The organism is Colwellia sp. KU-HH00111 (assembly GCF_040362745.1).
Lineage (GTDB): Bacteria > Pseudomonadota > Gammaproteobacteria > Enterobacterales > Alteromonadaceae > Colwellia.
Window position 1 is genome coordinate 225,719 of sequence record NZ_BAABWO010000005.1, and the last position, 21,176, is coordinate 246,894.

Annotated in this window: 22 protein-coding genes and 1 pseudogene; 11 read left to right on the top strand and 12 right to left on the bottom strand. The window is 38.2% G+C overall.

Features of this window, described 5'->3' with window-relative positions:
* Nucleotides 1–15 precede the first annotated feature (15 nt).
* A complete protein-coding gene (locus tag ABXG98_RS11245) occupies nucleotides 16–309 on the bottom strand; it encodes a DUF3081 family protein (protein WP_353538778.1) in 294 nt (97 codons plus the stop codon).
* Nucleotides 310–538: 229 nt separating this feature from the next.
* On the opposite strand from ABXG98_RS11245, the gene ABXG98_RS11250 reads away from it, so the two are divergent.
* Entirely contained in the window at nucleotides 539–1,417 is an 879-nt protein-coding gene (locus ABXG98_RS11250) for a tetratricopeptide repeat protein (RefSeq protein WP_353538779.1), read from the top strand.
* A gap of 133 nt (nucleotides 1,418–1,550) precedes the next feature.
* On the opposite strand, the gene ABXG98_RS11255 is transcribed toward ABXG98_RS11250, so the two are convergent.
* The 3 genes from ABXG98_RS11255 to ABXG98_RS11265 all read right to left on the bottom strand — a co-directional run bounded on the left by ABXG98_RS11255 (nucleotide 1,551) and on the right by ABXG98_RS11265 (nucleotide 4,716).
* A complete protein-coding gene (locus tag ABXG98_RS11255; RefSeq protein ID WP_353538780.1) occupies nucleotides 1,551–2,282 on the bottom strand; it encodes a LytR/AlgR family response regulator transcription factor in 732 nt (243 codons plus the stop codon).
* 11 nt (nucleotides 2,283–2,293) lie between these two features.
* Entirely contained in the window at nucleotides 2,294–3,187 is an 894-nt protein-coding gene (locus ABXG98_RS11260; protein WP_353538781.1) for a sensor histidine kinase, read from the bottom strand.
* A 401-nt stretch (nucleotides 3,188–3,588) separates the two neighbouring features.
* A complete protein-coding gene (locus ABXG98_RS11265; protein WP_353538782.1) occupies nucleotides 3,589–4,716 on the bottom strand; it encodes a formylglycine-generating enzyme family protein in 1,128 nt (375 codons plus the stop codon).
* Nucleotides 4,717–4,872: 156 nt separating this feature from the next.
* On the opposite strand from ABXG98_RS11265, the gene ABXG98_RS11270 reads away from it, so the two are divergent.
* Nucleotides 4,873–6,450 carry an RCC1 domain-containing protein gene (locus ABXG98_RS11270; protein WP_353538783.1) on the top strand — a complete coding sequence of 526 codons (1,578 nt, stop codon included), beginning with the start codon at nucleotides 4,873–4,875 and terminating at the stop codon, nucleotides 6,448–6,450.
* Nucleotides 6,451–6,530: 80 nt separating this feature from the next.
* Here ABXG98_RS11270 and ABXG98_RS11275 read toward each other — a convergent pair whose 3' ends face one another.
* Nucleotides 6,531–7,829: a M24 family metallopeptidase gene (locus ABXG98_RS11275; RefSeq protein ID WP_353538784.1), complete on the bottom strand. Its 1,299-nt coding sequence runs from the start codon at nucleotides 7,827–7,829 to the stop codon at nucleotides 6,531–6,533.
* Nucleotides 7,830–8,020: 191 nt separating this feature from the next.
* Between ABXG98_RS11275 and ABXG98_RS11280 the strand changes: the two genes are divergently transcribed.
* From ABXG98_RS11280 to ABXG98_RS11300, 5 genes are all read left to right on the top strand, one after another.
* Nucleotides 8,021–8,884, top strand: coding sequence for an alpha/beta hydrolase family protein (locus ABXG98_RS11280; protein ID WP_353538785.1), 864 nt, complete (start codon nucleotides 8,021–8,023; stop codon nucleotides 8,882–8,884).
* Between the two features lie 205 nt (nucleotides 8,885–9,089).
* Entirely contained in the window at nucleotides 9,090–9,689 is a 600-nt protein-coding gene (locus ABXG98_RS11285) for a flavin reductase family protein (protein ID WP_353538884.1), read from the top strand.
* Between the two features lie 130 nt (nucleotides 9,690–9,819).
* Nucleotides 9,820–10,245 carry a thiol-disulfide oxidoreductase DCC family protein gene (locus ABXG98_RS11290; protein WP_353538786.1) on the top strand — a complete coding sequence of 142 codons (426 nt, stop codon included), beginning with the start codon at nucleotides 9,820–9,822 and terminating at the stop codon, nucleotides 10,243–10,245.
* A complete protein-coding gene (locus ABXG98_RS11295) occupies nucleotides 10,208–10,957 on the top strand; it encodes an SDR family NAD(P)-dependent oxidoreductase (protein ID WP_353538787.1) in 750 nt (249 codons plus the stop codon). Before ABXG98_RS11290 ends, ABXG98_RS11295 begins: the two co-directional genes overlap by 38 nt.
* A 168-nt stretch (nucleotides 10,958–11,125) precedes the next feature.
* Nucleotides 11,126–11,266, top strand: a complete 141-nt coding sequence (locus ABXG98_RS11300) for a hypothetical protein (RefSeq protein WP_353538788.1) — start codon at nucleotides 11,126–11,128, stop codon at nucleotides 11,264–11,266.
* A gap of 20 nt (nucleotides 11,267–11,286) precedes the next feature.
* On the opposite strand, the pseudogene ABXG98_RS11305 reads toward ABXG98_RS11300, so the two are convergent.
* Nucleotides 11,287–11,433, bottom strand: a pseudogene (locus ABXG98_RS11305) (MmcQ/YjbR family DNA-binding protein); the annotation flags it as partial.
* Nucleotides 11,434–11,529: 96 nt separating this feature from the next.
* Here ABXG98_RS11305 and ABXG98_RS11310 point away from each other — a divergent pair.
* Complete coding sequence (locus ABXG98_RS11310) at nucleotides 11,530–11,778, top strand: type II toxin-antitoxin system Phd/YefM family antitoxin (RefSeq protein ID WP_353538885.1); 249 nt, start codon at nucleotides 11,530–11,532, stop codon at nucleotides 11,776–11,778.
* Nucleotides 11,768–12,052: a type II toxin-antitoxin system RelE family toxin gene (locus ABXG98_RS11315; RefSeq protein ID WP_353538789.1), complete on the top strand. Its 285-nt coding sequence runs from the start codon at nucleotides 11,768–11,770 to the stop codon at nucleotides 12,050–12,052. The genes ABXG98_RS11310 and ABXG98_RS11315 overlap by 11 nt, the downstream gene beginning before the upstream one ends.
* 10 nt (nucleotides 12,053–12,062) lie before the next feature.
* Here the strand turns inward: ABXG98_RS11315 and ABXG98_RS11320 are convergent, their stop codons facing one another.
* The 5 genes from ABXG98_RS11320 to ABXG98_RS11340 form a co-directional block, all read right to left on the bottom strand.
* Nucleotides 12,063–12,467 (bottom strand): MmcQ/YjbR family DNA-binding protein, encoded by a 405-nt coding sequence (locus ABXG98_RS11320; protein ID WP_353538790.1) that lies wholly within the window; start codon nucleotides 12,465–12,467, stop codon nucleotides 12,063–12,065.
* 76 nt (nucleotides 12,468–12,543) lie between these two features.
* The gene (locus tag ABXG98_RS11325; protein WP_353538791.1) at nucleotides 12,544–13,035 is read right to left on the bottom strand and encodes a TlpA family protein disulfide reductase; all 492 of its coding nucleotides are present in this window, start codon (nucleotides 13,033–13,035) and stop codon (nucleotides 12,544–12,546) included.
* Nucleotides 13,032–14,270 carry a sialidase family protein gene (locus ABXG98_RS11330; protein ID WP_353538792.1) on the bottom strand — a complete coding sequence of 413 codons (1,239 nt, stop codon included), beginning with the start codon at nucleotides 14,268–14,270 and terminating at the stop codon, nucleotides 13,032–13,034. The genes ABXG98_RS11325 and ABXG98_RS11330 overlap by 4 nt, the downstream gene beginning before the upstream one ends.
* Nucleotides 14,271–14,513: 243 nt before the next feature.
* Nucleotides 14,514–16,652, bottom strand: coding sequence for a TonB-dependent receptor (locus ABXG98_RS11335; RefSeq protein WP_353538793.1), 2,139 nt, complete (start codon nucleotides 16,650–16,652; stop codon nucleotides 14,514–14,516).
* Nucleotides 16,653–16,811: 159 nt separating this feature from the next.
* Entirely contained in the window at nucleotides 16,812–17,636 is an 825-nt protein-coding gene (locus tag ABXG98_RS11340; protein WP_353538794.1) for a penicillin-binding transpeptidase domain-containing protein, read from the bottom strand.
* Nucleotides 17,637–17,799: 163 nt separating this feature from the next.
* On the opposite strand from ABXG98_RS11340, the gene ABXG98_RS11345 reads away from it, so the two are divergent.
* Nucleotides 17,800–19,056, top strand: coding sequence for a S1 family peptidase (locus ABXG98_RS11345; RefSeq protein ID WP_353538795.1), 1,257 nt, complete (start codon nucleotides 17,800–17,802; stop codon nucleotides 19,054–19,056).
* Nucleotides 19,047–20,075: an FHA domain-containing protein gene (locus ABXG98_RS11350; protein WP_353538796.1), complete on the top strand. Its 1,029-nt coding sequence runs from the start codon at nucleotides 19,047–19,049 to the stop codon at nucleotides 20,073–20,075. Before ABXG98_RS11345 ends, ABXG98_RS11350 begins: the two co-directional genes overlap by 10 nt.
* 69 nt (nucleotides 20,076–20,144) lie before the next feature.
* On the opposite strand, the gene trpS is transcribed toward ABXG98_RS11350, so the two are convergent.
* Complete coding sequence (trpS, locus tag ABXG98_RS11355) at nucleotides 20,145–21,149, bottom strand: tryptophan--tRNA ligase (RefSeq protein WP_353538797.1); 1,005 nt, start codon at nucleotides 21,147–21,149, stop codon at nucleotides 20,145–20,147.
* Between the last annotated feature and the right edge of the window lie 27 nt (nucleotides 21,150–21,176).

Consider the following 21,176-nt stretch of genomic DNA (forward strand, 5'->3'; position numbering starts at 1 on the left):
ATTATTTCCTAACTATCAATATTTTTTTAAAATGTTATCGACTAGTTTAGTAAAGTTAGCCACCGTATCATCATGACTATAATCAAACTGATACTTGTTGTGAAAAAGTAACGTTACGGTTAAGTCATGGTATGAAAGCCAGCACTGATAGCCGTCGAAGTCATGCCAGGCCTTGATTCCTTGTAACTCATAACCTTGATTAACCTTTACTCCGTTGTCTCTGATTACATTAAAAACATGTAATAAGTTACGTTTATCCGTTGTTATTTTATCAATAACAGTGTCCTGCTCAAAGGTTAGCTCTGTCATAATAATCCTCCAGTAAAACTGAATATACGTATGATGCCCGTTCAAGGATCACAACATGCTTTACTGAACTACCATGGTTGCCATTGTTTAATATTTACTACCATCTGTATTATAATACAACAACAATTGCTTGTTTTTTGAGCCAACCAGAGTATTATCTTAAATGAGCGCTTCAACGTTTAAGCTTATAATTCGCAATGATATTTAATATAAAATAAGGATATTCAGTATGTTTAATCATTTAATACGGATGTTAATCATCATATTTATTACCGTATATAGTTTCAGTAGTTTTTCATTAGAAGTGCCTGCTTGTCAGTCAAAGCAATGTAAACAATACTTTAAAGATTATAAAAAATACTCTAAATCTGGTTACGCGGATGCCATGACCACATTGGGTGATTTATATCTAAATGGCCATGGAACCAAAAAAGATTTTAGCAAAGCGTTTAAGCAATATAAGATGGCTGCTAAGTATGGCTCTGTAACAGGGCAGCATAAGGCTGCCATGATTTATTTAAACAATGAAAAATATAAAGATATTGCCAAAGGAATAAAGTATTTAGAAAAAGCAGCAAGGGCTGGTAGTTCCGAAGCCGCATTTGTTTTAAGCGTTATTTTTTATAAAGAAGACTTTCATGAACAAGACTTTAGTAAATCGGATAAATGGTTAACTAAGGCCTATAAAGCTAATCATAAGAACTCGAGTTCATTTATCCAATTTATAAAAAACTCTAACAATCTTACAGTCAATAACTACCCCAAATTGCATAGGCTATTATCAGACAAACCATTGCCAACAAAAAAAATAGAAACCGCACCTCAGAAAAAAGCATCGATATCAGAACAGCGTAAAAGTTTACCTCCTCATAAAGATGATGATATTGAAGTAATAACGGTCACTGCTAATTTACATAGCATGTTCGATGTACAAATTGCTAGTTTAAAAAATACGTATCCTCAAAAAGGAGCAGTAGCTACAGGCACTAGAATACTAGGTAAATCATGTGACGAAATGCTTTCATGCAGCACTATTGATCAAGGGCAACTTAATCTACTTATCAATAATATAATGGGGGCAGGCTCTGTTTCAAAATTTTATCCCTGATTAATAAACCATTTTTTTGCAAATGACCATGATTGACAATAAACCTGTCATGGTCATTTTGCTGGGCGCTATTTAGTTGCTGTAAACATTCTTTTATTTATATACCGCTTTCAATTACAGAATATTGCCAAAATCACAAAGACAATAACGCTTTTAACTTTACTGCATTTCTGCGTGACACCTCAATTAAACGCCCATTGTTTAGTAAAATATCAAAACCATCAGTAATGTTCTCTTCAATCTTTAAAATACTTTGTAAGTTTATAATAAACTGTCTGTTGGTTCGAAAAAATTCGTTGCTTGGTAATCTTTCTTCAATTTGGTTAAGTGATTTTTTTATAAATGCTTTTTGGCTCAATTTTGTTGCATCTTCCTGCCAAAATAACCTCACATAATTTTTGCAACTTTCAATTAAATCAATAGATTTTAACGGCACTAACTGGCAGTTTTCACCCTCTTTAACCAGAATTCTACTGTCCATTGTTAATGGTGGCTCAGTAACAACATCATCAATATGATTCGCTTGTGATAATTTTTCAATGGCTCTACCCAACCGAGATTGGCTGATAGGTTTTAACAAGTAATCAATAGTATTATATTCAAATGACTGAACCGCATATTCTGAATAAGCTGTCGTAAAAATTATTTTAGGTTGGTAGTTCAATTGTGAGAGTAAATCAAAGGCATTCTCTTCTGGCATATGAATATCTAAAAACAATACGTCTGGTGTATGTTGTTGAATAAGCAGCAAAGCATCACTTACATTAGCGGCCAAACCTAGCACATTTATTTCGGCAAATGCTCCTAGCATACGCGCCAACCCTTCTCTTGCTAATCTGGAGTCTTCAATAACAATCGCTTTCAATGTTCCCGCTCCTAAATTTGTTCATATGGTAGTGTGATTGTTGCATAGAAGGTCGCTGCTTTGTGTGCTGTTACTAACGTTGCGCGATCGCCATATAACAGCAATAATCGTTGCTTAATATTTGCTAAACCTATACCTGTTCCTGTTGTTTCATTAAGGATCTTAGCTATCGGGTTGTTCACTTTTATAACGACTTGCTGAGCTACTTGAGATATGTCTAAATTCAGTTGAGACTGATGCTTTATATTATCTATGCCGTGTTTGATTGCGTTTTCAATCAGCAACTGTATTAGCATAGGAGGGACCAACACCTGTGTGTTTGTTAATGACACTTTCAATCGAAAGTCCAACCTACTTTCTAACTGTAAACTAACAATTTCAATATATTGCTGAACAATAGCTAACTCTTCATCAAGTGAGATTTTCTCTTGCTGACCGCGCACTAGTGAATAACGTAAAATTTCAGCTAACGACACCACTAAATCATCTGCTTTTTGTTGATTTTCATGAATCATAAAGCGAATATTATTTAAACTATTAAATAAAAAATGAGGATTGAGTTGGTTAGATAAGCCAAGTAATTGTGCATCTTTCAGGTTGTTCTGCAGTTGTAAATAGTCTAATTCAGCCTGCTTAATTCGCCGATTTATGCTACCAGCACTATATAACATCAGCCAAAATAATAACGCAAACATTGTACTCATCAATTTATTAAAAGAAAAAAGCCCTAAAGGAAAATAATGAGTAAAAGGGGTTCTAACATAGCCACTAGCATGCACATCAACACCTCGGTTATTGATATTAAAAGAAACATCACCGACTTCAACCAAATGAGTATTGAGCATATCGAACATAAAAAATGGAAACATAAGTATCGACAACATAGCTATGAATAATGGGGTCATTAGTAATAGCATGAGTAAAGCTAACAATACTTGTTTAGTAATACTGTAGTTGACCCAAGATCGTGTTATATATATCCAGCGAAAACACAATACTATGGCAGTAAATATTAATAGGCTTATTGCTCCTTCCACAAGATAGTAGTTCGCTGTTTCTGGGCTGTTGAACCTAAATCGAACGAGTTGAGGAATTGAGTAGATGAACAAAAAGGTACAGTGCAGCATCCAAAAATAGCGGCTACGAGGCACAAAATTCACATGGTGAGCATGCTTATCCATTATAATATTTACAACTATAGAATCAAAAAGGGAAAAACGTTGGTGCCAAGTATTATGTCACGATGTTCGGTTGAATACCTTAATTCGCTTTGTACTTTTGGCACAACCAGTACTTATAAAAAAGGCTATGGTTCTAACGTGGCACGTGCGAGCTCTTTAACAAACAATTGGGTACTTACTAAAGGCTGACTGACAAGTTCGTTATTTTTCACATTACTGTCTAAGGCTATTCTAAAACCTTCCCCCATGCTGCTGGTGTTATCTTTACCAACATGATGTCTTACATATAGACTCATTGCCCAAGCGGGGTAGCCATAACTGCCGCCACGATGGATAAACATATCATGATCTGCACTCACACTGATAATGCCAAACCATCGCCCATCATAACAATCTTCAAGCCAAGGGGTGCCATCGTTAGGCGCATCGCTATAATCACGATGTTCACAATCGCTCACCAACTCTCCGACATTTCCTATCATGTCATATAGGCCAAACGCATTAGGCTTATATTGGCCTACAATAGCGGTATATTCAGCATTATCATCACAATTAACACCATCCCAATCAACGTCTAAGTCTCGTTTAAACGCTTTTTTCGCTGATTGATCAAACACATTAGCAAAGTCACACAGCTGAGTAATATCATTGCCAAAAAAATAGTTGGTAGTTGAGCCTGCCCGTGCTGCATACTCCCATTCAGCTTCTGATAATAAGCGAAATTTAAAACCTGTTTTTTTAGATAACCAAGTCACATAAGCAGTAGCATCGTTATAACTAATACACATGACAGGATGAAACTCACTTGGGGCATTAAACGATGACTGCCAACTTCCATCTTGTTTTGCTAAAGGAGAAGAGCCGCCACTCCATTGCCAACATTCACTGCTGGTTTGATGACCTGTATCAGCGATAAATGCGCTAAACTCTTTCACTGTCACTTCATATTTGGAAAGTAAAAAGGGTTTTACGGTGACTCTATGCTGAGGCGAATGTTTTACTGTTACCTCCATTTCTTCGTCACTTCCCATCAAAAATGTTCCCCCAGGAATAGACACCAATGAAGGGACAATAAACTCGTTCGCCCAAATTACTGATGTAAAGGCTAGAGAAACTATTAATATCAATACTTTTTTCATATTTTTGTCTCTGTAAAATAAACACACCAATATCTTACTGATATCTTCGTATAATGGTTGTTTAGGTGCTAAACGGAAAGAAATAAGGATAAGTGGTAATTGAACAAGGCTCATTTAAAAACCTTTTACTGTTGCTCGCCCTTAATAAGACCTGTTTGAAGTGAAGGCTTACTAGCTAACGGGTATTTAGTTAATGCAGACATTCTTTTAATCTCGTTTTTCCTATACAATTTCACGAGCGATGATTAAAAGCAATAAAGGGAATTAAAAATGATTTTCAAAACAAGATATTTAGCGGTCTTATTTAGCTTTATTTTAATTACTGGGTGTGGCGGTAGCAAAAGTGCAAGTGACAAAGCTGAGCCAACGTCAGCTGCCGCGACCATAACTGCAATTAACATTACCGGAGAATGGGTTGAAGGAGGAACACTAACAGCAACTATAGACTGTAATAAGTGCTTACCTTCAATGAATAAATATAATTGGTCAATCGACGGCCAAAGCCTATCTACTAGCAACAGTTATCGGTTAGCGTTTGATGATTTGGATAAAAAAATACGCTTTGATGTCACTGCCAATAACAATGCTAATTTACTGGGCAGTGCTTATCAAACAATAGAGTCGGTCTATAAAAGCTATGTTACTCATATTTACGCTAACGTTAGAGCTTTTGCTGCACTAAAAAGTGATGGCACGGTTGTTACTTGGGGTAAAGACTCCATCGGTGGTAATAGTGCCGATAAAGTTCTAACAAATATCAGCAAAATTTTTCCTAATGACGGTGGATTCGCTGCACTGAAAAATGATGGCTCAGTTGTTAGCTGGGGATTACAGCCAACATCTGAGAGCGTCAGCCCTTCACTTACCAATGTAAAAGCAATTTTTTCTACTGATTATGCGTTTGCAGCCCTTAAAAAAGATGGCACGGTCGTTACTTGGGGTAGCGCTGCCTATGGCGGTGATAGTAGCGCGGTTAAGCTCAATAATATCGCGCATATTTATTCAAACGCTTCAGCTTTCGCTGCATTAAAAAACGATGGTTCAGTGATAACTTGGGGGAATGCTGATCGAGGGGGAGATAGTAGTAAAATCACCCTAGAAAATGTGAAAGATATACACGCTACACATACAGCCTTTGCAGCACACCAAGCCGATGGTTCAGTTATCATCTGGGGTGAAGGTATTTTACCTAGCAATGAACCCATACTGATAGACAATGTAGATGAGATTTTTTCCAATCCCTTAGCTTTTGCTTTCTTAAAAACAGATAGCTCAATAGCGACTTGGGGTGACATTAATTTTGGCGGCAACGCTGGCGATCTCCCTTTAAATAATGTCACCAACGTTTATGCTACCAACTCAGCATTCGCAGCGCTAAAAACCGATGGCTCAGTAGTAACATGGGGAGATAAAAACAATGGTGGTGATAGTAGTAACGTCACACTAAATAATATTACAGCCATATATGCTAATGCGTTTGCATTTGCCGCACTAAACCAAGCGGGTAGCGTAATAACTTGGGGCGCCAGCACGCGTGGCGGCGACAGCTCTGCTGTAGATTTAACGCATACAGTTAAGGTGTATTCAACAATAGATGCCTTTGCTGCGTTAAAAACCGATAGTTCAGTTACCACATGGGGGCAGCCAAACTCAGGGGGTGATAGCAGTGCAATTGCGCTCACTAATATTGTCGACATCTATGCAACCAATAATGCTTTTGCTGCATTAAAAAAAGATCTTACTGTCGTTACTTGGGGTCACTATGAGTATGGTGGCGATAGCCACATAGTCGCAGATGCCCTGCTGCCAACAACTGAGATTATTGTTAGCGACACTAACTTACTCTAGTAGAATTCGGCACTACTCTACTTTATAGCCAAACCTCAGAGCCGAATTTCAGCATCTTGAGGTGGCTTTGACATCAACTGTTATTTTGACGGTATGAGTATTAACTCTTGCTGGGGAGGAATCAAATACTTTGCCCCGCTTTCAGTGATAACTGCCATTTCTTCAACAGAAATGGTTTTAATTGTGCCATCTGTTCTTTTCCAGCTATGAAAACCATCAAAGGCGAAAACCATACCTGCCCTAAGTTGTTTTTGCGCACTGGGCCTAACTGAAGGAGACCGTGAACCACCTAAATTAGGGCCAGTATCGTGTGCAACATAACCTACGGGGTGGCCAGTACTCCACATAACATGTTCTGAGCCATTCAGTTTCATCAGTACTGACTGTGCAGAATCAACCTCTATTCCTTTCGCACCTGGTTTCATTGCCTTAAAGGCCGCCTGCCCTCCTGCTTTGGCACTCTCCCAATAATGTTGAATGTCTTTCGGAGCTGCTAACTCATCGTCTTTTAATACATAAGCAAAACGTTGAATGTCACTCACCCAACGGTTAAATAGCTTAATGCCAAAATCTATTTGAATAACATCACCTGGCATAATAATTTTGTCGGTTGCGTGAGAGTGCCCGCGATCAGGACCAGAGTTTACATTAGGATTTTGATCTGGCGCCCACGCGTCTTTAACACCATGTTGCTTCATCTTTGCTTTCAAAAAAGCAGCTACATCTGCATCAGTTGTTTTTCCAGGAATAACGTGTTGATATGCCTCAATTTGCCATTGCGCGGTTAGCCTTGCTGCTTCCCTCATAATATCGACTTCTTGCGGTAATTTTATAGACAGCCAGTTGTAAACAACGTTATCAGCAGAGACTAACCTAGCGGTAAAATTGTCACCTAGTGCATTTTCGAGTGATTTGCGCTGGGTATAACTTAACCCATCTGCTTGAGCATTACCGTATGATGAGTTAATAGCGATAGCTTTAAAGTTTTTGTCTTTTATAAACTTAGCAACGTGGGCAATAGCCGATTTATTGCGAGGTACAGAAATAACTTTTTGCAAAATATTAAGATCATCTAAAGCCGTTGACTCACTTGAAGGAGAAAAAGCTAGGGAATGAAAGCCAACGTTATCTAGATAAAATAAAAAGGCTGCGGTAGCACCTGAATTTTCACAGCCAATATGATCTGCTAAAGGGTCATTGTTATTCTCTCGACAAACAATTAACCATGCATCAACACCAGCAGCTTTTAATGCGTTTGGTAATAGTTGTTCAATTCGTTGCTTTCTTATTTCTTGCCAAGGATTATAATCAACCGCCGCGCTAATTAAAAAAGTTGGAATGAAAAAAAGCAATATACTGAGAAAGCAAACTTTGATCATAATAATCACTTGTTGTTAGAGTTTTTTATAGCATAAACTGAAATTATTTACCTTGCTACTAATTATCAATAAGGTGAACGCGATAACCTATCTAGCGTTACCATCTTTATCAGCTATTGATTTTCATCAGACAAAGCCTGCATACTGGTCATACCATTAGGGCATACCTTCAAACTAAACACTTAAACTTTATGGCTAACTTTTACTCTACTGAATCAAAAATAATCTGTGAAGACCATTACGCACTTGCAGCTACGATCTACGTCCCTAGCAAAAACATAAAAGCGGCGATTTTAATTGGCCCTGCTACAGGAATAAAAAGACAATTTTATGCTAGCTTTGCCTCTTTTCTGGCAGACAATGGCTATGGAGTGATCACCTTCGATAATAGAGGCATTGGTGATTCTTTAGTGGGTAACGTAAAAGCGAGTGACGCATCGCTACAATGTTGGGGCGAAAAAGATATGCCTGCGGCACTTGAACAACTAAAAAAGGCATTTCCAAATACTCATTATCATCTAATTGGACATAGCGCAGGGGGACAACTAGTTGGACTCATGCATAATGCAATGGATTTTACTTCTATCTTTAATTTTGCTTGTTCATCAGGTCAATTGAAGAATATGAGCCCCTTACATGCGATTAAGGCACATTTTTTTATGAACATATTCATACCATTTAGTAATGGTATTTTTGGGCATACAAAATCTCAGTGGTTTGGCATGGGAGAGCCTTTACCTAAAAAAGTCGCTCAGCAATGGCGAGCATGGTGCAATGGCGAAGGCTATGTAAAATCTTCTTTTGGGAAAACAATTCACAATCACTTATATGATGATTTATCTGTCCCATCAATGTGGGTAAATGCAACCGATGATTTCATTGCAATTAACGCGAATGTTAAAGACATGCTCACAGTATTCACCCAATTAAATGCTGAGACAGTCACTTTATCGCCTAAGGATTATGCTCTAGATGAAATAGGGCATATGAAATTTTTCAGTAGAAAGTCTCACGTACTATGGAGCTATGCCTTGAACTGGCTAGAAAGATATTAAGGGTTACTATACGCTTAATATCACTTTGCGGGGTTGAACCATCGAGAATAATGCTTGCCATTGTGCTTGCAGCATCTAAATTTTAACACTGTCCACCTCTATTCCTTTGATCTTTATTTACTGGCTACACGTATTACTTGTTATATTGCCAACAACATTAGAAGTAAATACCGTGGTGCACATTGAACAAAACGACCTTAACATTATGCCATTGCGTTACAGAGCGCATTTAGTTAATAGCTTATCGGGGTTTAAAAGTGCCAATCTAATTGGCACTATTAGTAATGAAGGGCAAGCAAATCTTGCAATATTTAGCTCTGTCGTCCATTTAGGTGCTTCACCTGCGCTGGTTGGTTTTATTTCACGCCCCAACACTACAGAGCGACATACATTAGAAAACATTGAGCAAACTCAGCAATATACAATTAACCAAGTGAGTGATTATTTTTGGCAAGCTGCACATCAAACGTCTGCTCGATATAACAAAAACGAGTGTGAGTTTGAAAAAACCGGCCTTAGTAAAACATATACTGACGGCATTAAGGCTCCTTTTGTAATGGAGAGCCAACTTAAATATGCACTAAAATTACGTGAAATAGTTCCTCTTAGCATCAACAATACCATAATGGTTATCGGCGAAATAACCGATATTTTTTGTGTTGACTCGGCTATTAATGACGATGGCTATATTGATATAGAGTCTTTAAATACCGTGGCTATTTCTGGGCTTGACAGCTACCACGTAAGTCAGCGTTTATCTCGTCTCAGCTATGCAAAACCGAATCAATTACCAACATCACTTTAACGCTAACTTGACACATCAGTCACTGTACTATTTTTAGGAGCTCTTATGAAAGCGTGGCAATCAATTGGGTTATATCGAATTACTGACGTTTTTCTAAATACGCCGCATCTCGTCTTATATAGGAGATTACATGTTAACCATATTTTATGATGGAAAATGTCCGTTATGCTGTGCAGAAATGCGGAGCCTCAAAAACCATGATAAAGGCGGCAAACTCATTCTGGTCGATCTTCACACAGCAGGGTTCGATAAACTGTATCCAGAAATCAACATCGACCATGCGATGAAAATACTCCATGGCACTTATCAAGATGAACGTTTGTTAGGGCTTGCCGTTACGCATAGAGCATGGACATTGGTAGGAAAAGGGTTTTGGGTTGCACCATTGAGTTGGCCGGTTTTTAAGACCCTGTGTCATTGGTTTTATTTAGGCTTGGCAAAATATCGACACCCGATTTCAGCTACCTTTGCCAAACTATTCAATGTAAAAACAACACAATGTAATGAAGGAACATGTTTTGAAAAATCAACGAATACTGATCATCGGCGCCAATAGTGGTATTGCAAAATCACTCGCAGCCAAGGTGCATCACAACGGGACTAATCATCTTATTTTAGTTAGTCGCGACTTAAGTGCATATAACTCATTTAATCAAGACAATATTGAAAAAATTCAGTTAGCGAATTATTCGCCTGATTCCATTGAGCAAACAGTTAAGCGGTTAGAAAAAGGTGATTTGGCAAAAGACAAAACGCTGCCAATAACCCGCATTTTTATTTGCCACGGCATCTTACACACTAAAAACATACATCCAGAAAAACGATTAGAAGACATCTCTTTACATGCTTTTGAACAAGTAATGAACGTCAATACCATTACACCACTTTTATGGATTAAAGCCTTAACGCCATTACTTACAAGTCCTGATGAATGCAAAATAACTGTGTTTAGCGCTCGTGTTGGCAGCATTAATGATAATCATTTAGGTGGGTGGTATTGCTATCGTGCATCAAAAGCAGCATTAAACATGTTATTAAAAACAGCCGCGATAGAACTTGCCCGCAGGGCTAAAAACATTAAGCTGATTTCATTTCACCCTGGGACAACAGACACCGAGTTATCAAAACCGTTCCAAAAAAATGTCCCCAATGGCAAACTCTTTACATGCGACTTTGTCGCCGATAAATTACTGGCGATTATTGACAACACGCCTATTGATGGAGAATTGAGTTATTTAGACTGGCAAGGTGAAAAAATAGCGTGGTAATACCATTAAGTTGATTAAGTTAGCTCGAATAATTCAATCTGACACTTCTTGTTCTGCGTTTGTTTTTAGTATGAAGACCAAAAAATGCTTTTTTGTCATATTCATCTATGTTCACCTACAATGCAGCAGAGTCTGAAGGCTAATTCTATTCAAGGCATAGCACCACTTATGTTTCAAACATTCATTGATTATGGTATGCGCGCAGGCATACCCAATAAGCTATGGAAAGCCGTCATTAGGATTTATAACGATGGCGGTACACTACAAGAATTTACCGGTAATGCCCCTACAACACGAGAGTGTTGCTAATTTCCAAGGAAGGAACCAGTTTATATTTCTTTCACCAAGATAGATTGCTGATCTTTCTTGATCATTTTACTGACCACCAACATAAACGAATTATCTATCATACGCTCAATTTCACCCTGTGGAATTGAGCCGTCGAGAATTACCGTGTTCCATTGTGCTTTAAGCATTAACACTACGTCAGCAGCCTATAATAGATAACTGAAATTGATCTTTGTATTAAAATGACCTAATATAAGCACCATTAAAAGGTCTATTTGGGCGGTATTATGCATACTATATTAGCAGAAAGCACTACGAGTATTTCTGAACTTAAAAAAAATCCTATGGCAGTCGTTGACCAAGGTGATGGTTTTCCTGTTGCTGTACTTAACCGCAATCAACCCGCTTTTTACTGCATACCTGCAGAAGCATATGAGATTCTAATGGATAAATTGGAAGATTTAGAACTTGCTCAGCTAGTTGAAGAACGCAAAAACCAACCTGAAATAAAGGTTAGTTTAGATGAGCTATGAATTAGTTTTCAAACAAGATGCACTCAAAGAATGGCGTAAACTTGATTCAATGGTCAGAAATCAATTTAAAAAAAAGCTCATTGAAAGACTCGATAACCCTAAAATTGAATCATCACGCCTTAATGGCATGAAAGATTGCTATAAAATAAAACTACGAAAGGCTGGATATCGATTAGTTTACCAAGTGCGTGATTTGAAGGTAATAGTATCTATTGTCGCCGTTGGAAAAACAGAGAAAAATGCGGTGTATAAAATTGCTGCTAAACGTCTTTAACAAAAAACACTTACAAATGTACTAAGATCGATTGCTGATCTTTCTTGGTCATTTTACTTACTACCAACATAAATGAATTATCTATCATACGCTCAATTTCGCCGGCAGGAATTGAGCCATCTAAAATGATTGTGTTCCATTGTGCTTTATTCATATGATAACCCGGTATAACCGCAGCAAATATGTCTCTTAACATAACCGCCTCGTCTGGGTCACATTTTAAATTGACACAATAGTGCCCTGCCATTTTATTATCTGTATCTTTTTCATTGCCTTTACCGAGAGATAAAGTGGCAAACATTTTAGTTTTCACTCGGAATACTTTGACATCATCGCCAAAAGGATAATATAGCGACGTTTCTGGTTTGGACAATAAGTAATGCTCTACCTGCTGTTCATTGATGCTAATGGTCATGATATTTCCATATTTATCACTAAATGGTTAACCTAAAAAGGCCGAAAATAACATATCATTCCTATTTATATCAAACCTATTTGATAGGTTGTTTAACCAACCATTGGGTCACCATAGACTCCTGCACTAAACCACTTTTACCGTGAAAGGTGCCATTACTCTCGACAAAATAGCTGCGCGGTAATTCGCCATACCATGCGGGGTCTATAAGAAACCGGCTTTGATCAGCTTGACCATCAGCAAAATGGTAAATGTTGAATTGGGTCAAGGCAAATTTTTTAATGATGTGCTTTCGCTGAGCCATGACGCCTTCATCCGCATCAGCATTGATAATCACTATCGCTAAATCATCATGCTTAGCTAATAGTTTTTGCATAATGGCCAATTCTTTGAAACAAGGCGGACAATCAACTGACCACAACAGCATTAACCATGGCTGCCCCTGATACTGCTGTTTAATTTTATCAAACTGTGTTTGATTAAATGCCACTGAGCTAGCATAGGTATACTGGCTACCAACACACAAAGACAGTAAGCAAACAAAACAAACTGTTTTTAAATAACTCATAGTACTTGCACCAGGTGCCCTATTTTAGGACGATGCCACGATACAAAGCTTAACTTGCCTTTTTTAATGATAAAGGGACGATCTGAACCTGATGCTGTCGTTGCTAGTATTTTGGCTTTAGCAAATGATTGCCCATTATCTATAGAACGCTGGTGCCATAATTGATGTTCAGTCCCTGTGTATTGAGTCCAAACAATATCTATATTTTTACCATTACTATTCAAATGGGGATGAGCCGCTTGTGCTGAATTATCCCCGATGGCTATGGCTTTGGTTAAGGTAATACCTTGGTCCTCACTAGCAGCATAGAAAATACCTTTGCCTAAATCGCCTTGATTAAACCACACCATGTGGTAGCGATTATTGTCATTGACACTTATGGCTCCCCCTTGATGTGGACAGCCGTTAATTTGCCAATGGTCATAGCTAATTTGATGCGGAATTTTTTGTCTTTTGTCGCCGGTAGGTACAGTCATTAGAGCAAATTCGCGCACATTATCACCATAGATGTGACGCCATAATATTGCTAATTCGCCGTGATTATTATAATCCATGGCAATACGGCAACAAACACAAGTATTATTAGCCAGTTGTTCGTTTGAAAAAACTGTTTGATTCTTCCTGTAGTTAGCTCGACCAAGGTATAAAGCTGAGCCATTGGTTGGTTTACCTTCCAATTTCAATTGGTAGAGCAACCGAGAGTCTAACCACACAATACTAATGTCACCTTCTTCAGTGACCAACATTTCATTAAAGCGGTGACCTGTTACTAAATTGTCATTATTGACCGTAATTGGTTGGGTAAAAGTTTTGCCATAGTCACTAGAGTATATAAAACGCACATCCGCTGTATATTTTTTTTCTTTTGGCATGGCCCATGAAATATAAACTCCTTGATATCGGTCAAACGCAATTTTAGGACGACTTTCACCTCGAGCTGAAACTTTTTCTTTCACTGAGGTAATGGTATTAGGTGTTGAAAATGTTACGCCATTATCTGCTGAAATTTGATAATGAATACGTTGATTTAATGCCCAAACACGCCATAAATCACCATTAGGTGCAAATGCTGAGGTAACTGTTTTAGCGCAACTTACCTTATCACATAACAAAGGTTTATCAGCGCTAAGCTGCATTGCTTGATGACTTTGCTGCGCTGCTAAACTTACATTAGCTACAGACACTAACAAAAAAATCATTATGCTGTTTATTACGGTAAAACTAGTTTTTAACATTGGCTGTTCCTTACCTTTGATAGCTTACGTCAATCAAGGCTGATACATGGTGCTAGCAAAGTTGTTTTGTTTACTTATAGCAAACAAAATCATGCTTAATAATGTCGCTATAGTAAGCTATTATTTAATTGTTGCAGTGTGACAAAATGTCGCAAAGGAGCGATTATTCTAGCTGTTTAGTTGATAAGATGGGTTACTAAAAGCCCTGAAATATCAGGGCTTTTATCTATTAACATAATTGACTTAAAAGCGATAAGTCACTTCAGCCCAAGCGCTAACACCCTCACTTGGTAATCGAGACATAACCGCTAAATCTGTACCTTTAACACGATTATAGCCCCCTAAATGATTTTGATAGTTTTTATCAAATATATTATCAACACCCATTCGTATGGTTAACGCGTTATTTGCAAAATATTGCGCATCTAGATTAACAACACCATAGCCAGACGTTTCTTGTTCGCCATTAGTCTCTGCAACATTATCTTGTTTAGCCGCCATAACTAGGCTGGAATTGACCATCCATTGTTCGGCACTATAAGTGATTTTTATTTGCCCGTTAAGAGGCGCAATACGGTAAAGGTTGTCATCAATATCACGACGTTCGCCTTGTACATAACTCACAATACTTGATAATTGTAATTGCTCACTAATACGGTAGTAACCATTAACATCTACACCATATAGCTTAGCATCGACATTGGTAAATTTAAGAGGGTTAGTGTCACCTGACATCATATTAGCCATCATGCTTGCGGTCATATCCATCATGCCCATTGGTGTACCTTGAATGTAGTCATCAATTGATTGATAGAAAACATGAGGAGCTATTCTACAGTCTTGATCTTGATAATTCAGGCCTAGGTCAAATTGATACGCTGTTTCTGAGTCAAGATTAATATTTCCTACATAAGTATGACCATCAGCTAAACCTCCCGTTGCTTCCATCGGTGTCCATAAATAACGCTCTTGATAGGAAGGAGCACGAGTCTTTACACCAAAGCCAGTAGATAACGTAAGATTGTCTGAAAGCTGGGTTTGCGTATTTAAAGCAATATCAACATTGTTATCTGATACTTGACGATCGGCATTATTGAAGTTATTACGTAATTCACTTGCCATAGTGCCCATCATACCCGACATCATTGCCATTGAAGTTCCTACTTCACCAGCCTCGGCTGTTGCGCGCTTCAACCGTACGCCTAATTGCACTTTAGTGTTGCTAAACGCTTGTTGCCATTGTGCAAATATTCCGTAGCGGTTATCTTCAACGTTATTAAAATTCACTACTTCAAACATCATATTATTTGGGTTGGTGATAACTGAATCATGAGTCGCAAAATAGCCATCTACACCGAGAGCTAATTCGCCAAAGTCAAACGCCTTTTCTAACGTTAATTTAAAGTCCGTAGTATCTGCGGTGGCGGTATTACGACGATATTTGCTCATATCTGCATTTTGACGCATTAAAAAATTAGTCATGCCATGGTCTGCATCTAGGAAGCCTAGCTGCCACTCAGCTAACCACTCATTGACATTGAAAGCGCCATCGAATGCGACTCTATGACTTTCAATATATTCAATATCCATGGGCAACGCAGGTGTGCCTGAGTCAGTTGTATCAGTATAATGATAACTTAAGCCAACATTATTATCCCCTGTGGTGTAACGAACATCACCTCCTAACTGCATTTTGTTAAAATCAGTTGGGCTAATAGGTATACCCGCACCACTTTCTTGGCTGTCACCTTTTTGGTTGTTGCCATATAATAAGATGGCAAAATCACCGTTTGCTATGTTGGTGACTGCTGATAAGGTTTTAGCACTATTATTACTTCGATAGCCTGCCTGTAAATCACCGCTAACTTCTGTTTTTTGACTGTTATTACTCTCAGCTTTACGCATTTTTACTTCAACCGCCCCACCCAAGGTATTTATGCCCGCAGAAACAGGGGCAACACCACGATAGACCGTCATAGCATCTACAATAAGCGGTGTTGAATAGCTTAATGGCGTATCCATCGCATTTGGGCCAGCCCCTATAATTGGGTGACCATCGAGTGATGTCGCCACTCTATCACCATATAAGCCACGATATTGAGCAATACCAGTGACTGGGCCATTACTGTTAACATTGGCGCCCGGCACTGATGTAAGCCAATCAGCTAGGTCAGGCACACTGGTATATCCTTCAGCATAGCCCTTCATATCTTCCATACTATGATGACGTTGATTAGTGATAGTGATCACTTCTAAGTCCTCAATGACATTGGCTGTTTCATCGGCTAAAGCACGATCTGAAAAAGCAACAGAGGTAGAGCCAAGAGCACATAAAAGTACAGTTTTTACTGCTAGCGCAGAAGGGGTAAGAAAAGCACGCATAGTATTTCACTTCATTAAAATTAAATTAAGGCTATTCTCTGTGCTTAACTTATTTAAAACAAAGGTAAATGTTTAAAGCGCGACAATATGTCGCAGGTTAAAATCAGCTTATTTGCACTAGATCAATAAAGCTGATTTTTCAAAAAATGATAAGGCAATTTATTCAATTATACCTGCAAGTTTAAGGTGCTCTTTTGCAATGGTAATACGTTCCGCCTTCATTTGGGCATAGCTTGGACTATCAAAATTAAACGCAAAAAAATGTACCCCGGTCGAGTTCTCAACAAAACCAACATACCAACCTAGCATGCCTCCATCAGCAATTTTACCGGCGCCTGTTTTAGCAAATAAACGATAGTTTGACGTATTCTCTACTAACATGACTTCTTTTAACGCACTAATAGCCTGTGGTTTAAGAGCAAATTGATTGTGATATATTTTTTGCAAAAAATGTACCTGTTCCAGTGCCGATATTTTCATGCTGCCGTTTAACCAAAAGTTATCTAAACCTGATGAAATATCCTGATTACCGTATTGCATTTTTTTTAGGTGAGCTTGCATATTTGTCTCTCCTATGTCTTTTGCTAATTGCCGATATATCGCTACCATAGAATATTTAAAAGCCGTGGTTAAGTCATAATGGGGTAGCTGCCAAACTGGCGGCCACCAAGCTTGCACAGGATAGGCAGCTTTGTCATAGCTTAGTTTTTGCTTGGTATTTTTGATTATATCTAAGTTTAAGGCCACCAAACTATTGGCTATCTTAAATGTTGAATAAGGTGACAGTGCTTTATTGGCGCGCTTCTCATTAATTATGTGAATTTGCTTTTGGCCCTTGTTAACATTGCTTTTTAACTCACTTAACAAGACAAAAGTACATGAGTCACTACCTACTTGACACCGCTTTACCGCCTCAACTGCCACGGTATACTGGCTGTAAAAACCTAACAATATAACCATTAATAATAGTTTGATTACTTTCATAAATATCACTCATAGTGCAAATAATATTGGCATAATACGTGAGATTGCAGAATAGTTAAAATATTAAGTGACTAATACCTTGAGCATGTCACAATGGGTATGCTTAAATTATTGCTAATTTGTGATTATTTTGAGTATTTTGTCATTTTTAAAAGGATAATAAATGAAAGCATTTTTTACCTTAGTTTTTATCTTACTAAGTAGCCATAGTTACGCTTTAGAAGAAGCAGAGCAACTATTTAATCAACTGAAGCCTTCACTCTATCAAATTAAGTTAATCGACAAAGCCAGTGGTGAAAAATCGTCTATTGGCTCTGGTTTTCAAATCAGTAGTGATGGCATTATCGCGACTAATTATCATGTTATTTCAAGTTATGCCTTGCATCCTAATAAGTACCGTATTGAGTACTTTGATTATCAAGGAAACAAAGGTAACTTGTCGTTGCAAAGTGTTGATGTGATCAATGATCTTGCCCTAGTAAGACGAGATGTTGAGCATGAGATGCAGTTTTTCGAACTCTCACAAAACACTCCCCACAAGGGCGAACAATTATTTTCTTTAGGTAACCCTCATGATCTAGGTATGATAGTTGTACCAGGTACCTATAATGGATTAAAAAAAGAATCGTTTAACGAACGTATTCATTTTACTGGCTCAATTAACTCAGGCATGAGCGGAGGACCCGTTGTTAACAAAAGTGCTCAAGTTGTTGGTGTTAATGTTGCTACATCAGGCAATTCTATTGGCTTTTTGGTTCCCCATGACAAGCTCGTCAATTTATTTGAAGCTTATTTGAACACTGCTCCACAGTCTATTAGCGAACAAATGACCGAGCAGTTAATAACTAGCCAAAATAAGCTAATTAGCACAATCCTTGATAGCCCGTGGCAAGCTAAAAAGCTCGGTGAAAAAGCAATTATTCCTATTATTGATGTGCCCTTTGTTCGCTGTTGGGGTGACTCTAATGCAGACAAAGCTGATGCCTTAATTTTAACTGCTGTAGCCAACTGCTCTTTAGATGAAAACACCTACATTTCATCACAGTTTTTCACTGGTACCATGGAAATAGAATTTCGTACTATGCAAGCAAAAGACATAGGTGCTAGCAAGTTTTACCGTTTATACCAACAACAAATCTCTCACGCAGGCGCCGGCAACAGAGCAAATAAAGAAAATATCACTCAGTATCAATGTCATCATGACTTAGTCATGCCCGACAACCAAGCCATAAACAACAAAACTATTTTTTGTACGCGAGCTTATAAAAAGTTTCCTGATTTATTTGATATACTTTATTTAAGTGCATCAATAGACAAAGAAAATCAAGCACTTGTTAGCCATTTCACCATAGCAGGCATTAATAAACCCAATGCGTTAGCCTTTACTCGTCAATTTATGGAGGCGGTATTATGGAATTAACAACGGAGGAATTAAGAACGCAGCAAGGCAGCATAGAAAAAACACCCGCAGATGAAATAATTATTGAAGAGATCAGTCGTAATCATAAATTACTGCATCGTCATAAGTTATCACAAGCACAAATACATATCGGGCGAGATTATCACAACGATATTATTTTAGCTGATCCTCATATTTGTCCAAGCCACTTAAGCCTTGAATATATAGATGGAAATTGGGTAATTGCTGACAACCAAACGGTTAACGGCTCTTTTATAGAGAATATAAAAGAGAAAAAACACCCCGCTAATAATCATGTCGTTTGTGATGGTGATGTTATCACTTTGGGTAAAAGCCAGTTACGCATATTCTTTACTAATCACCCTGTAGCACCCACAGTAGCCTTTAGTCCCTTTGAAAGCTTTATCAATTTAATGCGACATCCCATCGCGTTATTATTAAGCATCGCTATATTTTCTTTAATTGCCGCAGGCGTTTTTTATCTTAACACCCCAAAAGAAGTCAACTTTAGCCAGTTGCTAGTGCCGACAATAACCATGGCAGTAGGCTTTGCTTTATGGCCTGCGGGAGTTGCCTTAGTGTCACATCTAAGTAAACACGATGCTAGGGTGATGGCTCAATTAGGCATCAGTTTTGCGTTCTTTAATTTGATGTGGTTGGGTGATTTTTTAGGGGAAATCGCTGCTTTTAACAGTGCCAGCGATGCTATTATGCCGATAGTCGCCATATTAATTTCTGCTGCGTTAGCCTATAGCCTATTTTGGTTAAATGGCTATATCGGTTTTCATATGAGTGCTAAACGCCGTAACATTGTTGCTGCCAGCATCACTATACTCTTATTCGGTGGTAGCTATTTAGTGCAATACAGTAATAAAGCTGAATTTAACGCAAGACCTGAATATGACGCAACCCTTATGATGCCAAGCTTTTTGCTTGCCCCTAGCAGCACTACAGATAAGTTTATTGCTGATAGCGGGAAGCTGTTTGATAAAACGAGTAAAAAAGCAAAACAAAAATAGCCAATAAAAAAGCGAGTAACGATGTTTGCTCTTCGTTACTCGCTTAATCAATGAGGTTTAGCATTTCTTTTATGGGCGAGGAATAAACCCAACCGCATCATAAACAGAGGTAAGTACTTTACTCGCACGCAACGAAGCTTTTTCTGCCCCATTTTTCATCACTTGTTCAAGGAAGGCATGATCTTCACGGTATTGATGGTATCGGGTTTGAATAGGCTCTAGCATTGCCACCACTGCATCAGCAACATCGCCTTTTAAATGGCCATACATTTTATCTTCATAGCTCGGTACTAAGCTTTCAATGGTATTACCCGTGGCACATGACAGTAACGATAATAAGTTAGACACACCCGGTTTTTCTTCTAAATTATAGTAAATATTTGCTTGCTCGTCTGAGTCAGTAACCGCACGTTTAATTTTTTTGGCGATTTTCTTTGGATCTTCTAACAAACCAATGAAGTTACCTGGGTTGGTATCTGATTTAGACATTTTTTTAGTTGGCTCAAGCAAGCTCATCACACGAGCACCATGTTGAGGAATAAACGGATCAGGCACAGTAAATATATCGCCATAGAGGTTATTAAAACGCGTCGCAATATCTCGCGCTAGCTCTAAGTGTTGTTTTTGATCATCACCCACTGGCACACTATCGGCACGATACAGTAAAATGTCAGCAGCCATTAATACCGGATAGGTAAATAGACCTGAATTCATATTGGCTTCAGACTTTTGCGACTTATCTTTATATTGTGTCATTCGGTTTAGCTCACCCATTTGGGTGTAACAATTCAATACCCAACTCAATTGCGCATGTTCTGGTACATGCGATTGAATAAAGATGGTACTTTGTTCAGGGTCAACGCCACACGCAAGATAAAGCGCTAAACCATCTAAAGTCGCTTTGCGTAAGTCTTCAGCTTTAGGACGAACCGTGATTGCATGTTGGTCGACCAACATATAGTAACATTCATGGCTAGATTGCATGTTGACCCATTGCTTTAATGCGCCTAAATAATTGCCAATTGTTAATTCACCTGATGGCTGACAGCCACTTAATACAATAGGTTTACTCATAACTTTCCTTTAAAGGGGTGTGTTACC

What these genes read in the sequence shown, in the direction of transcription:
- ABXG98_RS11300 (WP_353538788.1), top strand. Translation starts at nt 11,126, where the DNA reads ATGTTTCAAACATTCATTGATTATGGTATGCGCGCAGGCATACCCAAT.
- ABXG98_RS11280 (WP_353538785.1), top strand. Translation starts at nt 8,021, where the DNA reads ATGGCTAACTTTTACTCTACTGAATCAAAAATAATCTGTGAAGACCAT.
- ABXG98_RS11290 (WP_353538786.1), top strand. Translation starts at nt 9,820, where the DNA reads ATGTTAACCATATTTTATGATGGAAAATGTCCGTTATGCTGTGCAGAA.
- ABXG98_RS11270 (WP_353538783.1), top strand. Translation starts at nt 4,873, where the DNA reads ATGATTTTCAAAACAAGATATTTAGCGGTCTTATTTAGCTTTATTTTA.
- ABXG98_RS11260 (WP_353538781.1), bottom strand. Translation starts at nt 3,187, where the DNA reads ATGACCCCATTATTCATAGCTATGTTGTCGATACTTATGTTTCCATTT.
- ABXG98_RS11250 (WP_353538779.1), top strand. Translation starts at nt 539, where the DNA reads ATGTTTAATCATTTAATACGGATGTTAATCATCATATTTATTACCGTA.
- ABXG98_RS11330 (WP_353538792.1), bottom strand. Translation starts at nt 14,270, where the DNA reads ATGTTAAAAACTAGTTTTACCGTAATAAACAGCATAATGATTTTTTTG.
- ABXG98_RS11320 (WP_353538790.1), bottom strand. Translation starts at nt 12,467, where the DNA reads ATGACCATTAGCATCAATGAACAGCAGGTAGAGCATTACTTATTGTCC.
- ABXG98_RS11315 (WP_353538789.1), top strand. Translation starts at nt 11,768, where the DNA reads ATGAGCTATGAATTAGTTTTCAAACAAGATGCACTCAAAGAATGGCGT.
- ABXG98_RS11340 (WP_353538794.1), bottom strand. Translation starts at nt 17,636, where the DNA reads ATGAAAGTAATCAAACTATTATTAATGGTTATATTGTTAGGTTTTTAC.
- ABXG98_RS11275 (WP_353538784.1), bottom strand. Translation starts at nt 7,829, where the DNA reads ATGATCAAAGTTTGCTTTCTCAGTATATTGCTTTTTTTCATTCCAACT.
- ABXG98_RS11285 (WP_353538884.1), top strand. Translation starts at nt 9,090, where the DNA reads ATGCCATTGCGTTACAGAGCGCATTTAGTTAATAGCTTATCGGGGTTT.
- ABXG98_RS11245 (WP_353538778.1), bottom strand. Translation starts at nt 309, where the DNA reads ATGACAGAGCTAACCTTTGAGCAGGACACTGTTATTGATAAAATAACA.
- ABXG98_RS11325 (WP_353538791.1), bottom strand. Translation starts at nt 13,035, where the DNA reads ATGAGTTATTTAAAAACAGTTTGTTTTGTTTGCTTACTGTCTTTGTGT.
- ABXG98_RS11350 (WP_353538796.1), top strand. Translation starts at nt 19,047, where the DNA reads ATGGAATTAACAACGGAGGAATTAAGAACGCAGCAAGGCAGCATAGAA.
- ABXG98_RS11335 (WP_353538793.1), bottom strand. Translation starts at nt 16,652, where the DNA reads ATGCGTGCTTTTCTTACCCCTTCTGCGCTAGCAGTAAAAACTGTACTT.
- ABXG98_RS11265 (WP_353538782.1), bottom strand. Translation starts at nt 4,716, where the DNA reads ATGAGCCTTGTTCAATTACCACTTATCCTTATTTCTTTCCGTTTAGCA.
- trpS (WP_353538797.1), bottom strand. Translation starts at nt 21,149, where the DNA reads ATGAGTAAACCTATTGTATTAAGTGGCTGTCAGCCATCAGGTGAATTA.
- ABXG98_RS11345 (WP_353538795.1), top strand. Translation starts at nt 17,800, where the DNA reads ATGAAAGCATTTTTTACCTTAGTTTTTATCTTACTAAGTAGCCATAGT.